We start from the raw sequence: 14,457 nt of genomic DNA on the forward strand, positions 1-14,457 counted from the left end.
CTTAAACGAAAGCCCCTGTCTCGCCCTGCTACCTGAGTGCCGGTGGCGGAAAATGGCAAGGCGCAGCCTTAACACAGGGTAGCAAAACTACCCTGTGTCCGACACTCCGAATCTGACTGAGCCAGGTTATTTGAAGTCTGCGTAAGGCGTGAGCGGTTGCGGCGGTAAATCGAGATCGCCCTGCCAGCCCGCCAACGAATAGCGTAGATAAATCAATGCGTGGCTCGGCGTATAATCCTTCGCCTGCTGAATATCGATACCGGCGCCCAGCGTCCAGTGCGAACTGAGACGGCGCTCAACGATCGCCCGCAAAGTATAACCGACGCCGGAAGAGGAGCTGCCGTCTTCCATAGCGAACTTGTCCGGCAACGAATCCGGTATCAGCCCCTGCAGCGGATAACGCCGCTGGCTGTTGGTTTTCGAATGGGACAATGACACCGAACCACCCAGTTCCCAGGACCAGTTCTCGGTGCGTTGGCGATAATTTACCGGCACCGCCAGCGACATATATTGCTGCGGGCTGTAATAGCCACCCTGGCCGAGCGAGTAGCCGCTCAAATCCTTTTGATAGTGCCACAGCATGGTGTTCAGCCCGACGGTGACGCGGCGGTTATCTTCATTAATCAGCTTGTAGTAATAACCGGCCATAAAGCGCTCACGCTGGTTATCCTCGACGTTCTTGCCGGTCAACTGGTGCGCGCTGAGGTCAGCCCAGACGCCGTGCGCTTCGCCGCGATCGTAGCTGGCGCTAAGGCTTACCCCGGTGGCACGCACGCCCCCCCAGGTGGTGCCGGTATTCGGATCTTTGGTCCCGCCAAACGCCAGCAGCGAACTGGAGATCGGCCGCCGCGAGGCCGCCAGCGTCCAGCCAATGTGGTTCCAGTCATTGCTGTAGGCCAGCCCACCTACCCAGTCGACTACCTCAAAGCCCATCGGCGTGGTACCTATGTCCCCCGCCCAGCGATCGTTTTTCCAACCGGCCGCCACGCTGGTGCCGGTGGCTTTCTGATGTTCATCGCCGCTGCAGCCCTGGGTATTGCAGGTGCCGAAGGTTTCGTAATACCTGCCGCTGCTGTCGGGGGAGAAACTGCCGGCATCCAGTTGCACGGTGTCGGTCCGCAAGAAGGCCCGCCCATCGTACAGCGGCATGTCCACCTGCAACATGGTGTCGTGCGCTTTGTAATCGGAGATGCCGCCGGTACCGCTGGAACGCCAGTAATCGTGATCGAGCGTAACATTGACATCTTGCTGGCGGTACAGATCCGCCGCGTCCGATCGAATACCGCGCTTGAGCCAGTCGTCACCCGGGTTATTGCGCGTCAGATAGGTATAGCTATCGTTATCCTGCGGCACGCTTGGCGTGATGCCACTGGCGACCATCGCTTGTTTATAGTCCTGCTGTGCCAATTCCGGCTGCCGCTGTTCCCGTTCAACCCGGGCCGCATCGCGGTAAATCAAGGCTTTCGCCTGCCCCGCCGGTTCCTGTTGCGCGGCCGTTTTCAGCCGGGTAAAGATATCGCTCGCTTTCTGCGGCTCCCCAACGGCATACCAGGCATTGGCCACCCGCCGCTCGCTGCTGCTGGAAGGTTCCGGCTCCTGCGGTTCGGTTTGCAGGCGCTGGCGCGCCTCGCTGAGTTTGCCCTGCGCCACATAGGCCTCAATCTCCCCCAACCGCGCATCCGGGTTGTTCGGCTCACGGGCCCGCACCCGCTGATAATCGGCCAGCGCGGCGTCATATTCACCGCGGGCCAGCGCCCAATCGGCCAACTGAAGATCGATGCGGGTATCCGCCGGCTGCCGGCGCAAATAGGCCACCGCGCCAGGTTCGTCGCCTGCGGCGCGCAGCCGTTCGGCCTGTTCCAGCGTCGCCTGCATTTTCAGCCGTTGCGCCAGCTCGCGCATGTTGTCGTTCCACTGCGCGGCGGGCAAGGTATTCAGCTGCGCCAGCGCCTGCCGGTCGCGATCGCTGCCGGAGAGGTATAACGCATAAGCGTAGGCCTGCTGCGGATTGTCACGCTGCTTCTGCGCCAACCGGCCGAACAAGGCGTCCGCCTGCTGCGGTTGCCCAGCCTGACGCAGCGTCTGCGCATAGCGATAGGTCAACCAGACGTCATCAGGGTCCATCAACTGGGCGCGGCGGTATTTTTCCGCCGCCTGATGCCATTGCTGCTGCCCGGCCAAATCGTCAGCCTGCTGTTTCAGCATGTCGAGCTGCAGGCCGTCGAGCGTACTGCGCAGCTTGTTTTGCTGGCTGCGCGGCAGGCTATTGAGATAGACCAGCGCCTTTTCCGGCGACTGACGTTGATAGATATTCACCAGGCCGCGCACCGCACTGCCGTTACCCGGCTCCAGCCTCAGCGCCTGCTGATAATAACGTTCCGCAGCGGCGTCATCTTTACGCGCTACCGCAACGTCACCCAGGCCGAGTGCCGCACTGCTGTCACGGCCGTCAATCTGACCGGCCTGCTGGTATTTCTGCTGCGCCAATACCAGATTGCCGGCTTTCAACGCCTTGTCGCCTTCGTCAATTGCCAGCCAGTAAGAGTTGCTTTTAATCAGGCTCTGCCATTTACTGCTGTTGTTGCCACCCTTATCGGCCTGCAACGCCTGACGAAACAAGCTCAATGCCTGTGGGCGATTACCGGCGCGTGAATAGGCCTGGCCAAGCGCTCCCAACACTTCAGCATCATTGGGTGAGGCCACCAGCGCTTTTCTTAATTCAGGGATCGCCGCGCGGCTGCCGCCCTTGTCCACTTGCGCCAATCCGCGTACCCGCGCCAGATAGGTGGGATCCGACAGCAGCGCTTGCTGCCGGGCCAGTTCCTGTCGGGCGTTGACCGCCTGATCGCCGGTTTCAAATACGCCGAGGAATCGATTGAGGGCCGCCACGCTTTGCGGGCCGACCGGCATGGCTTTGACCTTTTCCAGCCACAGATCGGCAGCCTCGCCGCGCCCGGCGGGATCGGCGGCCACTTTTTGCAGTAAATCATAGGCCTGCGCGTCACGATCCTGGCTGAACAGCATCCGCACCAGCGACATGCGCAACTGTACGTTACCGGAATAGTGTTTATCCAACGACTGCAGCTGTTTCAGCGCAGCGGCTTGCTGACCCGGCAGACGGGCAACCAGACGCCAGTATTCCACCGCCAGTTCCAGCGTCGGCGGATCGCCATGGAACAGGTCGTCATATTGCGCTTTCGCCTCCGGCAAACGGCCGGCGGTCGCCATCAACCGCGCCTGTTGCAGTTTCTGGCGGGTTTCCGGCTGGGTCAGCAGCATGTTCATTTGCGCCTGACGATAAGCGCTGGACTGCGGCGCGACCTGCTTAAGCTTATCCAGTTGCTGCTGCGCCAGCGCCTGATTGCCCTGCCGCAACGCCAGGCGCATGCGCGCTGAAATCACGTCCGGGTTATTCGGATCCATCAGTTCAAGCCGATAAAGCGACTGGCGCACCAGTTCATCCTTGTTACTGGCTTCCCCGACGCGCACCTGCTCCAACAACCACTGCTCCGGCGAGACGGCTTCTGCCGCCTGCGCCTGCGGCAGCATCGCCAGACTTAAAGGCACCAGGCCCAACCAGTTTATTCTGAAGTTACGCATTGGCCGCCCCAGGCGGGTTGAAGTTCACCCTGCCGATTAAAACGATAACGTTGTTGATCCCATCCCTGGCCGAACAGCGTCAGCGAGGCGCTGAAATAGGCATCGTCGCCCGGCGGGTGTTGATTGATGCGTTGGCGCTGGGTGTCCAGCGCAGCCGTTTGATTGGCCAGTATCGGCAGCATGGCTGCGGAGAAGCCCACCGGGCCGTCACCGCTGGTTTTACCGCTGGCGGTGTCGGTTTTTTCCGGCGGAACGCCCTGCTGAGCGGTCGATTGCGCCATCGGCAGCAGCTGTTTGACCAATGCGGCTTTATGCTCGTCATCGTCCGCCAGCATGCCGGCCCACAGATAAACCCGGATGGCGTCATAGCCGCCGATATCCGGTTTGGTGGTGTCCGGCTGCCAGCCTTTGCCGGCCTGCCACACCGCCCAATCCGGCGAGAAGCCGTGCGGTGCGGTTTCCAGCAACAGCCGCTGATTGGTTTGCTGCATCGCTCGCCACGGGCCGTTCAGGGCGGCGAAACGCGCCAGCAGCTGCGGCGGCAGGTAGCTTGGATTAAGCCGCCAGCGATCTTCCGCCACGAACCCGACCTTGCCCGGCAGCAACATCAGCCCCAGCCCGGGGATATCAGCCACTTCTTCGCGGCCGATACGCTGCAACAGCAGCGTCCCCAGAGTTTGATAACGCCGGCTTTTCCACAAACGGCCGGCTTCCAGCAGATTGTAGGCAATCCACAGGTCGGCATCGGACGCCGTATTGGTGTCCAGCACCGTCCAGCGTTTTTTATCGTCCTCGCCCCACAGCCAGGCGGGTAAATGGGCGCTGAGATCGCCCGCCGCCAGGTTGTTTTCCGTCCACTCCAGCAACTTGTCGAACGCCGGCCGATCGTTCGCCACCAGGGCGAAGAACAGGCCGTAGCTCTGTCCTTCCGAAGTAGTGATACGGTTCGGGCTGCTCGGGTCGATCACCCGCCCTTCGTCGCTGATGTAAAACTGTTTGTACTGTTGCCAGGCCGGCCACTCGCAGGCCGCCGCCGCGCTGAATGCGCACAACAGCAGCATGCCGAACGTCAGGCGTTTCAGCGTTACGGACATGGTGATTAATCCCGATCTTCAGGCGACAGGCGGCGGCGGCTGAAAGCCTTCAGGCCACGCCACAACATCAGCGCCAGAATCACCACCACAATCACCGCAATCGCCGCCAGCAACACCGGATGGGTCGACAACGCGTGCCAGATGCGTTCCCACCACGGCAGGTGGCCGACATAATAAACGTCGCCCACGCGCAGGCTGTTCACCCCCGATTCGCGGATTACCGCCACCGAGCCGAATACCGCCGCGCGCTTGCCGCTGTCCAGCAGCGCCGTGTTCAGCAGATCATAGCCGCGCGGGCTGTCGGCCAGCAGCGCCACAATGCTGCGCTGATCGTTAAACGGCGACTGCACGCCGATAATCGCCGACATCGCACCTTCGGAACTGATGGTGGTCTGGCTGTCCGGTTTGGTGTCCTCCGGCAATACATCCATCGTCGGCAGCGGCAACTGACGCGTTGGCTGCTTCACCCAGCTCTGGGTGGCATCCACCAGCAGGCTGATTTTTTTGTCGTCCCGCAGTTCCGGCGGAATAGTGCCGATCATCAGAATATCGGCATCGCGATCTTTGGCCTGCGACCAGTCGTCACTCAAGGTCATCGCCAGCGCCGGGTAACCGGTTTGGGCACCGATGATCCCCAGCGAGTTCAGCATTGCGCTAACCTGCGCCGGCTGCGGCTGTTTGTTGACCAGCACCAGCGTTTGCGACAGGTCGGCCATACGGCTGAACGGGAAACCGGCATTGGCGAAGGCGCGCAGGTCCGGCATCGCCATAAAGTGACGGTACCCGGAGAAATCAATGGTCGATGAACCGTCGATGATTGCGTGGTTTTGGGTGAAGGAATACGTCTCGCAACGCCCTTCCGCCCCACTGGCCAGCAGCGTGGTGTAATCAAAGTCGAAACGCATCTGGTTGCTGGCACCCAGCCGCAGCGCCGGAATATTGACGCTCTTGTCGGAGTCGATCAGCCCCTGGGTCAGCGGCAGACGCAGCAATTGAGCGCCCTGTTCGTGTTCCGGCACCAGCGAATAGGCCTGCACGAACTGGTTGTTCAGGCTAACGCTCAGACGCGAACCGTCCTGAATGCGCGGCGCGGTGTAGCGGTATTTCAGGTGCATATCTATGCCGGTGCTGCGGATCAGGAACAGATCCGGCGGCAGGTTCATGGTCAGCGAGATCGGGCCAGGTTCGATGCTGCTGGTTTGCAGCTGTTCGGCATATTGCTGCAACTCGGCAAAGGTCATCGGCCGATCGGTACGCACCCAGTTAGGCGCATCGTACGGCTTGCGCGGCGCCAGTTGTTCAACCTTGTCCACCGTGACGTTCTGGCCGCGGAACAGAATGTTACCCTGCGCAATGCCTTTTACCGCGGTGATCAAATCGTTGTCATCGCGCCCCTGCACCAGCAGCAGTTTGACGTACGGATTATCCGGATGGCTGATCATTTCCACCGTTGGCCCGTTGACCGCCGGGTAATCGCGCAGGAAATCCGGGCGCTGCTTATTGGTGGCGAAGACGATGGCATGCCGGTCCGGCAGCTTGTTATACAGCGTCGGGAACGACTGGCCGCGCCACTGCGCCTTGCTGCCGAACCACGAGGCCAGCATGCCCGCCGCACGCTGCTGAGCGAGGTCCGGCGAGCCGGCGAATACTATCGGCAAGGTCAGCGGCCGGTTGTCGCGGCTGTCCAGGAAGGGTTCCGGGAAATGCGACAGTTCGTTTTTCAACGGCAGCGTCTGGAAACGCAAATTCAGCGAGCTGGACTTGCTGACGTCGAGCCACAGCGTACTGTTGGCCGGATTTTCGCAGATGTTCTGGTAATGGCCGACGAACACCAGCCGCACGCGGTTAAAATCGGTGATATAGCGCGGGTCGATCGCCATCTGAATGCGGTTCGGCTTGCCGAGCTGTTCTTTGGTGAGGGTGGTCACGCCCATCAGTTCGTCATTGAGGTACACCTTGACGTGCGATTCCACCGGGATCAGCGACGGCGACGGTGTGAACTCCAGATCGAGCGTCGCCTGCGACACCACTTCGTCGCTGCGTACGCCGAACTCAACCTGGCCATCCGGTCGGGTGCCGCGCAGGGTAAAGGTTCCCGGCGGCGGCGCTATCTGGGCAAACTGCAATTGCACGTCACGGACCGGCGCATTCGCATCCTGAGGTGCAGCCGCTCCCATAGGTGCAGTGACCGGTGCATCGGCCGGCACGCTCACCGGTGGCGCGACGACGGTCGGCGCGGTGGCGGTTTCAGCCTGAGACAGGGTGCTGATGCCTAAGGCCAGGGCGGTAAACCAGGTTATTTTTCTCGTCATCGTATCATCATCAATGTTAGCGCCTGGGAACCAGGCAAGTGAGCGGGCGGTTTGCCTATACCACTGTCTCTTTTTGGCTGAAAGCCGGGTTCCTGCCTACGCCGTGCGGGATAAACGACGCTATCCACGCAATCAGCGTCGTGAATCCGACCAGCAGGCTGCGCACCATCGGCGGCGCATAGTCCGCCATGCGCAGGTAACCCCGGAAACCCAGCGCCAGAACGTCGCGCAGGCTTTCGATCGGTTTATCTTCAGGGAACCCGTCCTGCCACAGCGCCCAGGTATCGGCGCGGGCAAAGGTGCACTGAATAAAATCAATATGTTCACGGGTGCTGAGATCGACCATGCGGATCCCCACCTTGCTGCCGAAGGCGCGCGTGACCACGCACGGGAAGCTGTATTCCTGCTGGCCGCGTTTTAACAGCAGCGATGCCTTGTCGCCATCTTTCAGCGCATCGGATACGCGCATTTCAATCCCTACCCCGCCGTCGGAATAGTCGCGCAGCGTGCAAGGGAACAGGTGACCATCGGCGCGGGCTATCGCGGCCGGCATGGCAATCTCCACGCGGTGCGCCTGGCGCACCTGCTTGGCCTCCACCGCCACCGCCACCGCGCCGCCGAGAATGGTCATGTTGTACAGCACCCACACCAGGCTGATGATCACCGTCATGATCTCGTCCGTCGGGCCGTAGGCCAGCCGCCAGGCGCCGAAGATCAGGCCCGCCAGATTGAGCACCACCAGGAACATGTAAGGCCGGGTAATGACCCAATCGACATGCTCCTCTTCCACCAGCCCGCCTTTGGCGGTCACGTTGAATTTGCCTTTGTGCGGGTTGAACAGCGCCACCGTGGTAGGCCGGGCGATATACCAGGCCAGCACCGTTTCATAGATCTCGCTCCAGAAGGAGTGACGGTATTTACCCTGGATGCGTGAGTTGGTCAGGCTGGCGTGGATCATATGCGGCAACACATAGAGCGCGATCGCCAGCGCCGGCGCAAAGATGATATAGGCGTGCATCAGCAGGAACGCCAAAGGTGCGGTGAGGAAAATCAGCCGCGGAATGCCGGACAAGAAGTGCAACATGGCGTTGGCATAACACAGCCGCTGCGCCAGTTTCAGCCCCTTGCCGAACAGCGGGTTATCCAGCCGGAAAATCTGCACCATACCGCGCGCCCAGCGAATGCGCTGGCCAATGTGCGCCGACAGGCTTTCGGTCGCCAGCCCGGCAGCCTGTGGAATACGGATATAGGCCGAAGTGTGCCCGCGACGATGCAAACGCAACGAGGTGTGGGCATCTTCGGTGACGGTTTCCACCGCGATGCCGCCGATCTCATCCAGCGCGCTGCGGCGCAGGATGGCGCAAGAGCCGCAGAAGAAGGCCGCGTCCCACATATCGTTGCCGTCCTGCACCAGGCCGTAGAATAGCGTGCCTTCGTTCGGGGTCTGGCGGAAGCGCCCCAGATTGCGCTCAAACGGATCCGGCGAGAAGAAGTGATGCGGGGTTTGCAACATCGCCAGCTTCTTGTCTTTGAAGAACCAGCCCATGGTCAATTGCAGGAAGGAGCGAGTCGGTACGTGGTCGCAGTCGAAAATCGCCACAAACTCGCCGGTGGCCTGCTTCAGCGCGTTGTTGATGTTGCCGGCCTTGGCGTGCTCATGGGTCGGCCGGGCGATATACTTCACCCCCACCTCTGCGGCGAAGGCTTTGAATTCGGGCCGGTTGCCGTCATCGAGGATATAGATATTGACCTTTTCTTTCGGCCAGTCGATGCCCAGCGCGGCGTAAATGGTCGGCTTCACCACCCCAAGATCTTCGTTGTAGGTCGGCACCAGCAGATCTATGGTCGGCCAGGTGGTACTGTCGGCAGGCAGCGGCACCGGCTGGCGGTTAAGCGGCCAGACGGTCTGAAAATACCCCAGCACCAGCACCACCCAGGCATAGGTTTCCGCCGCCAGCAGCAGCAGGCCGCAGGTCAGGCTGAGCGGATCGTCCCAGTTCAGCGTGGCGGTATAGCGCCACCAAAGGTAGCGGCAGGAAACGGTCAGCGACAACACAATCAGCATCAGCCCCGGCAGGCGGCCCGGCACCCGGCGCACCACCATCGCAATGCACCACAGCAGTACCACAAACACGAACTGCGCCGGCAAATCGAAGGGCTGCGAAATGCACAGCATGGCGAGGATCGCCGCCAGCACGCCGACAATAATAAATAGCACACGGCGCATGCGCCGGCTCATCTGGCTCAGGCGCTCCACCGAACGCTGCTCTACCCCGGCGCTTTGCAACCGGTGCGGGAGCCTTTGCAGCCAGTTGGCATAGCGCAATTGCAGGCGATGCCAACCGGCGAAATAATGACGGCCCATAGGTGCGCGACCGGTGCGAAACAGCAGCAACCACAGCCCCTGCAGCAGATAACGCAGTCCATCCGCAGGGCGCGGGCGGATGAAGGACAGGTGTGGGAACCAATAGGCGCGGCCGGCACGCACCCGCTGCCAGCCCGGGGATTCAAAGCGCAGGAAAATCCAGCCCAACGCCACCAGCAACGTGGCGAAGAAAGCGCTAAAGGCCGAGGATCCGTTACGGCGGTAGGTTCGGTAGCGCGTCTGCACCGCCTGATAGACCGGCGGCACCAGCAGCAGGCTCATCACCCGGCTCATGGCGCCGCATCCTTGAGATTGATCAGGCACCAGTTGGCCAGCGTCAGCACCTCATCGGCAGCCAGGCTCTCGGAGCGGTACTCACCCAGCGGCTGCTTTGCCGCCAGCGCCTCGGCCATCGCCTCATCGCGGTGGATAACCACCGGCAACAGGCCACCCAGCGTTTGCAGCCACAGCTGATGCAGATCCTGCTGCAACTGACTGGCGGCAAAATAATGGTTAATCAGGAAGCGGCAACCTTCCGGCAGCGCCTGTTGATGCAGGCGGATCTGGCAGTTGGCGTCCGGGGCGATCAGCATGAAAACGCTGTCTGCCAGCGCTAACGCCTGACGCGCCAGCACACCATCATCCGCCGGCACATCCAGCAGGATCCAGTTGTATTGACCGCCGGCGGCCAACTGCGCCAGATTATCTTGCCAGCGAGCCGGGGATTGCAGATTCAGTCGTTCCGTGGCCGTTAGCCGGCCAAAAGGAAGAAAATCGAGTTTTTCGCAGTAGCGCATGGCACCCTGCTGCCAGTCGCCGCCGTCCTGCTCTGCACGAGCCCAGCCGCGTGCCAGCTCAAACGGCGTATTGAAATGCAGGCGTAACAGATTATCCGGCGCGAAATCAATCGCCAGCACCGACTCGCCCAACTGTTGTAATGCCCAGGCGAGTGCCGCCGTGACTGACGTCGCCCCCATCCCGCCTCGCAGCCCTTGCAGCGCAATTACCGGCATAAACTAACGGCTCCCTGTTGTTTGCGCCAATTCGGCCAGCAATGGCCAGCGCGTCATCATCTGCGTTAATCGTTCCTGACGCGAAATATCGACATAACTTAATGGTGGCAGAGAAAAAGCCTGACTAAGGGCCAGCAGATCGTCCTGAGTTTCCGGCGATACCACCGCGTGAAAGCGCGTTAATTGATTATTCATTCTGCCGCCTTTTAAAAATAGGCTAATGTTAATTAACTATAGCAATGTAGAAAAAAGAGCAACTTAAAAAAACACATAACCAATAAGATGATTCTTAACAGATATTATTACACAGATTGCCAGATTTGTTATTATTGATCCCAATGATACGATGACTGACTAGCAATACTCAGTTGCCCGCGACGACACTTTCAACGAAAGTAGAAAAATATCCTATGGCGCAATCTTTCTCATTAGGTATTCGGCAGATTTGGGAAGAACTGTCAGTGATGCAGTCCCCTGGGCTTTATTGGGTGAATGTCGACCGCCAAACTGATGCCACTCTGCTCTGCCAACAAACTCTGGCTGCCCAGGCCGCAACCAGCCAGGTCGCGTTGATTTGCAGCGGGGAAAAACCCGACAAACTCTTGGCCGAGCTGGCTTCCCCCGCGCTGAAAAAAATTCCGCTGTACCAGTTACCGGAGAAAAAAGCGGCGTTGACGCATTTCTGCGATGACCTGATGCGCGCCTTAAAACCGCAAAACCGCTTATTGATCCTGCTGGCCCACGCCAGCCTGTGGCAAACCTTCACCACCGAAGAGTTGCGCGACTGGGCCAGTACCACCGGCCACTGGCTGCATCGGCAAGGATGCACCCTGTTGATCCTCAGCCATGGCAGTGGCGTGAACAAACTCAAAGGGCAGCTCAGCACCCAGCACCGCATTCTTAACGGCTTGTCCAGTCTGCAGTGGCAGCAAGACAGCGCACAGTATCTGGTGAATTGGTGGTGTACGAAAAACGGCATCAACGCCAACCAATTGCTGACGCTGTTCGCCGGCGAAAGCGGCTGGCAGGGGGACGATGACGGCAATCAACCTTCGCCAACTGCCATACGCAGCGACGAAGGCCTCTATCTGGCGCAGCAAAGCATTCTTGAAGGCGCGCCACCGCTGTCGGCCAACTGGCAACTGTTGGAAAGCAATGCGCAACTTGCTCAGCACGGCATGTTGACGCTCTCGGCAACGCTGATATTTGCGCTCTATCAGAGCGATGAAATCGATGCGCTGGCACATCAAATTCACAGCCTGCGCCGCCAACGCGGCAACGGACTGAAAATTGTGGTGCGCGAGATGAGCGCCAGCCTGCGCTACAGCGATGAACGCCTGCTGCTGGCCTGCGGCGCCAACCTGATTGTGCCGCACGTTGCGCCGCTATCACGCTTTCTGACCATGCTGGAGGGCATCCAGGGGCAACGCTTCTCGCGTCATGTTCCGGCGGATATCGACGCCCTGCTGCACGGCCTGCGGCCGCTGCAATTGAAAGGCTATATGCGTCCGGACGACTTCAGCCAGGCCGTCATTTCACTGATGAACAACACGCTGCTGCCGGAAGACGGCAAAGGCGTGATGGTCGCGCTGCGCCCTGCGCCTGGGCTGCGCGCCGAACAGGCGATGACCCTGTGTCATCTGCGCCGCTTCGGCGACGTAATGACCGTGGTGCAAGGGCGGCTGGTGCTGTTCCTCTCCACTTGCCGGATTAACGATCTGGACACCGCGCTGAAATTCATCTTCCGCCTGCCGGTGAACGAGGCGTTCAGCAACCGGGTGGTATGGCACCAGGACGTGGATATTACTTCAGAAATCAAACGGCTGGCGCAAAACGCCAATATTCCGTTAGCGACGCAGGCCACCACGCCGTTCGCGCCGCGCCAGAGCGCCGCCGTGGCTGACAGCCCGCAGGAACGCCGTCAACCGGTAGCCTTCACGCTGGCCACCGGCGCACAGGAGAACAAGCATGTTGAACCTTAACGATATCGTGCAGTTGATCCTGCTGTGCGCGATCATTTTTATTCCGCTGGGCTATTTCTTTCACCGCCGTTTCCCACGCTGGCGTCAATATTGGCAAAACCTGTTTTTATCACCGCGTTATTTAAAATCCTCTGGGTTATGGGTGCGCGAAGGTTCTTCATCTCAGATTAAGCATAAGAAACAGCCATGAAGCCAAAAAACAACATCCAACCCGATAACTCTCTGTGGCGCTACTGGCGCGGGCTCGGCGGCTGGAACTACTACTTCCTGGCCAAATTCGGCCTGCTGTGGTTCGGCTACCTGAATTTCCACCCGCTGCCGAACCTGGTGTTCATGGCGTTCCTGCTGATGCCGATACCGGCGCTGCGTCTGCACCGCTGGCGGCACTATGTCGCCATTCCTGTCGGCATCGCCCTGTTCTATTACGATACCTGGCTGCCGGGCATTAACAGCATTCTCAGCCAGGGCTCGCAGTTGACCGGCTTCAGCGCCCAATACCTGCTGGAACTGGTGAACCGCTTTATCAACTGGCAGATGATCGGCGCCGCCTTCGTGATGCTGATTGCCTATCTGTTCCTGTCCCAGTGGGTGCGCGTCACGGTCTTCACCGTGGGGGCGCTGGTGTGGCTGAACGTCCTGACCATCGCCGGCCCGGCCGTGTCGCTGCTGCCCGCCACCACCACCGCAGCCACCACCACGCCGGCTGCGACGGCCCCGGCCGCAACTGGCGGTGACAACGCCCCGACCGACAGTGCGCCGCCGACCAGCGCCAACCTGACGGCCTACCTGAATCAGTTTTACGATCGGGAAAAATCCCGCGCCACCGCCTTCCCGGCCGCCCTGCCGGCCGACGCCCAGCCCTTTGACCTGCTGGTGATCAATATCTGTTCGCTGGCCTGGGCCGATATGGAGTCGATCAACCTGCAGAACCACCCGTTGTGGTCGAAAATGGACATCATGTTCGACAACTTCAACTCGGCGACTGCCTACAGTGGCCCGGCAGCTATCCGCCTGCTGCGCGCCAGTTGCGGCCAACCTTCGCATCACGATTTGTATCAACCGGTGAATCAGCAGTGCTATCTGTTTGATAATTTGGCCAAACTTGGCTTTAAAGAACAGTTGATGCTGGACCATTCGGGCGTGTTCGGCAATTTCCTCAAAGAGCTGCGCGAACAGGGCGATCTACAAGCACCGCTGATGTCGCAAGCCGGTATCGGCAATGAACTGGCCTCTTTCGACGGCGAGCCGATTTACAACGATCTGGAGCTGCTCACCCGCTGGCTGGATCAACAACAAAAAGCCGGGGATACCCGCAGTGCTACCTTCTTCAACATCATTCCGCTGCATGACGGCAACCGCTTCGTCGGCTCGAACAAGAGCGCGGATTATCAGCCGCGGGCGCAAAAGCTGTTTGACCAGTTGAATACCTTCCTGGAACAGCTGGAGAAGTCCGGACGCAAAGTGATGGTGGTGATTGTGCCGGAACATGGCGCGGCGCTGGTGGGCGACAAAATGCAGATGTCCGGCCTGCGTGATATCCCAAGCCCGAACATTACCCATACGCCGGTCGGCATCAAACTGGTGGGCATGACAGCGCCGCATCAGGGCAGCCCGTTGCAGATTAAAACGCCAAGCAGCTATCTGGCGCTCTCTGAGCTGGTATCCCGCCTGGTAGACGGTAAAGCCTTCACCGCGCCAAGCGTAGACTGGCAGGCGCTGACTCAGAATCTGCCGCAAACGCCGGTAATCTCGGAGAATGACAACGCCATTGTGATGCAATACCAGGGTAAGTCGTACATTCGCCTTAACGGCGGTGATTGGGTGCCTTATCCGCAGTAAACGCCACGGCCAATCCCGCAGTTAATTCTCAGGCACGCCTTCGGGCGTGCTTTTTTATGGCTGGTAGAATAAGGGTTAACTACAGCGCTGAACCGCCAGTCATTAAGTCATCGGGCTAATTAATAGAAAGATGGCGGGTATCATGTCACTAAGGAAATTCCTAATATAAATAATATTTTTTTCAGAATTACGATAATAAAATAAATATTTATGAATATATCCGAAATAATTATTCAATAAATAAAATTAATA

Annotated in this window: 9 protein-coding genes; 3 read left to right on the forward strand and 6 right to left on the reverse strand. The window is 59.6% G+C overall.

All coding sequences use genetic code 11. The features are described 5' to 3' along the window. Positions 1-126: 126 nt before the first annotated feature. The 6 genes from bcsC to bcsR are packed head-to-tail and all read right to left on the reverse strand — an operon-like array spanning position 127 to position 10,579. Positions 127-3,600, reverse strand: a complete 3,474-nt coding sequence (bcsC, locus tag D4100_RS15160; protein ID WP_119804681.1) for a cellulose synthase complex outer membrane protein BcsC — start codon at positions 3,598-3,600, stop codon at positions 127-129. After that, positions 3,582-4,694: a cellulose synthase complex periplasmic endoglucanase BcsZ gene (gene bcsZ / locus D4100_RS15165; protein ID WP_065505690.1), complete on the reverse strand. Its 1,113-nt coding sequence runs from the start codon at positions 4,692-4,694 to the stop codon at positions 3,582-3,584. Before bcsZ ends, bcsC begins: the two co-directional genes overlap by 19 nt. Before the next feature lie 5 nt (positions 4,695-4,699). Continuing rightward, positions 4,700-7,006, reverse strand: coding sequence for a cellulose biosynthesis cyclic di-GMP-binding regulatory protein BcsB (bcsB, locus tag D4100_RS15170; RefSeq protein WP_119804682.1), 2,307 nt, complete (start codon positions 7,004-7,006; stop codon positions 4,700-4,702). 55 nt (positions 7,007-7,061) lie between these two features. Continuing rightward, positions 7,062-9,665, reverse strand: a complete 2,604-nt coding sequence (gene bcsA, locus D4100_RS15175; RefSeq protein WP_065505688.1) for a UDP-forming cellulose synthase catalytic subunit — start codon at positions 9,663-9,665, stop codon at positions 7,062-7,064. After that, entirely contained in the window at positions 9,662-10,384 is a 723-nt protein-coding gene (bcsQ, locus tag D4100_RS15180; protein ID WP_065505687.1) for a cellulose biosynthesis protein BcsQ, read from the reverse strand. The genes bcsA and bcsQ overlap by 4 nt, the downstream gene beginning before the upstream one ends. Before the next feature lie 3 nt (positions 10,385-10,387). Further along, positions 10,388-10,579, reverse strand: coding sequence for a cellulose biosynthesis protein BcsR (gene bcsR / locus D4100_RS15185; RefSeq protein ID WP_065505686.1), 192 nt, complete (start codon positions 10,577-10,579; stop codon positions 10,388-10,390). A 215-nt stretch (positions 10,580-10,794) separates the two neighbouring features. Between bcsR and bcsE the strand changes: the two genes are divergently transcribed. From bcsE to bcsG, 3 genes are read left to right on the forward strand one after another with little or no spacing between them, the layout of a single operon-like run. Continuing rightward, complete coding sequence (bcsE, locus tag D4100_RS15190) at positions 10,795-12,366, forward strand: cellulose biosynthesis protein BcsE (protein WP_119804683.1); 1,572 nt, start codon at positions 10,795-10,797, stop codon at positions 12,364-12,366. Further along, on the forward strand, positions 12,353-12,556 hold the full coding sequence (bcsF, locus tag D4100_RS15195; RefSeq protein ID WP_065505684.1) for a cellulose biosynthesis protein BcsF: 204 nt from the start codon (positions 12,353-12,355) through the stop codon (positions 12,554-12,556). Before bcsE ends, bcsF begins: the two co-directional genes overlap by 14 nt. Then, positions 12,553-14,205, forward strand: a complete 1,653-nt coding sequence (bcsG, locus tag D4100_RS15200; RefSeq protein WP_065505683.1) for a cellulose biosynthesis protein BcsG — start codon at positions 12,553-12,555, stop codon at positions 14,203-14,205. Before bcsF ends, bcsG begins: the two co-directional genes overlap by 4 nt. Positions 14,206-14,457: the final 252 nt, after the last annotated feature.

Origin of the sequence: Serratia inhibens, from assembly GCF_003591175.1 — a bacterium.
In the GTDB taxonomy this organism is placed as follows: domain Bacteria; phylum Pseudomonadota; class Gammaproteobacteria; order Enterobacterales; family Enterobacteriaceae; genus Serratia; species Serratia inhibens.

Bases quoted from the DNA above. Each gene is read 5' to 3' on its own strand.
- bcsC (WP_119804681.1), bottom strand. From the start codon at position 3,600: ATGCGTAACTTCAGAATAAACTGGTTGGGCCTGGTGCCTTTAAGTCTG.
- bcsZ (WP_065505690.1), bottom strand. From the start codon at position 4,694: ATGTCCGTAACGCTGAAACGCCTGACGTTCGGCATGCTGCTGTTGTGC.
- bcsB (WP_119804682.1), bottom strand. From the start codon at position 7,006: ATGACGAGAAAAATAACCTGGTTTACCGCCCTGGCCTTAGGCATCAGC.
- bcsA (WP_065505688.1), bottom strand. From the start codon at position 9,665: ATGAGCCGGGTGATGAGCCTGCTGCTGGTGCCGCCGGTCTATCAGGCG.
- bcsQ (WP_065505687.1), bottom strand. From the start codon at position 10,384: ATGCCGGTAATTGCGCTGCAAGGGCTGCGAGGCGGGATGGGGGCGACG.
- bcsR (WP_065505686.1), bottom strand. From the start codon at position 10,579: ATGAATAATCAATTAACGCGCTTTCACGCGGTGGTATCGCCGGAAACT.
- bcsE (WP_119804683.1), top strand. From the start codon at position 10,795: ATGGCGCAATCTTTCTCATTAGGTATTCGGCAGATTTGGGAAGAACTG.
- bcsF (WP_065505684.1), top strand. From the start codon at position 12,353: ATGTTGAACCTTAACGATATCGTGCAGTTGATCCTGCTGTGCGCGATC.
- bcsG (WP_065505683.1), top strand. From the start codon at position 12,553: ATGAAGCCAAAAAACAACATCCAACCCGATAACTCTCTGTGGCGCTAC.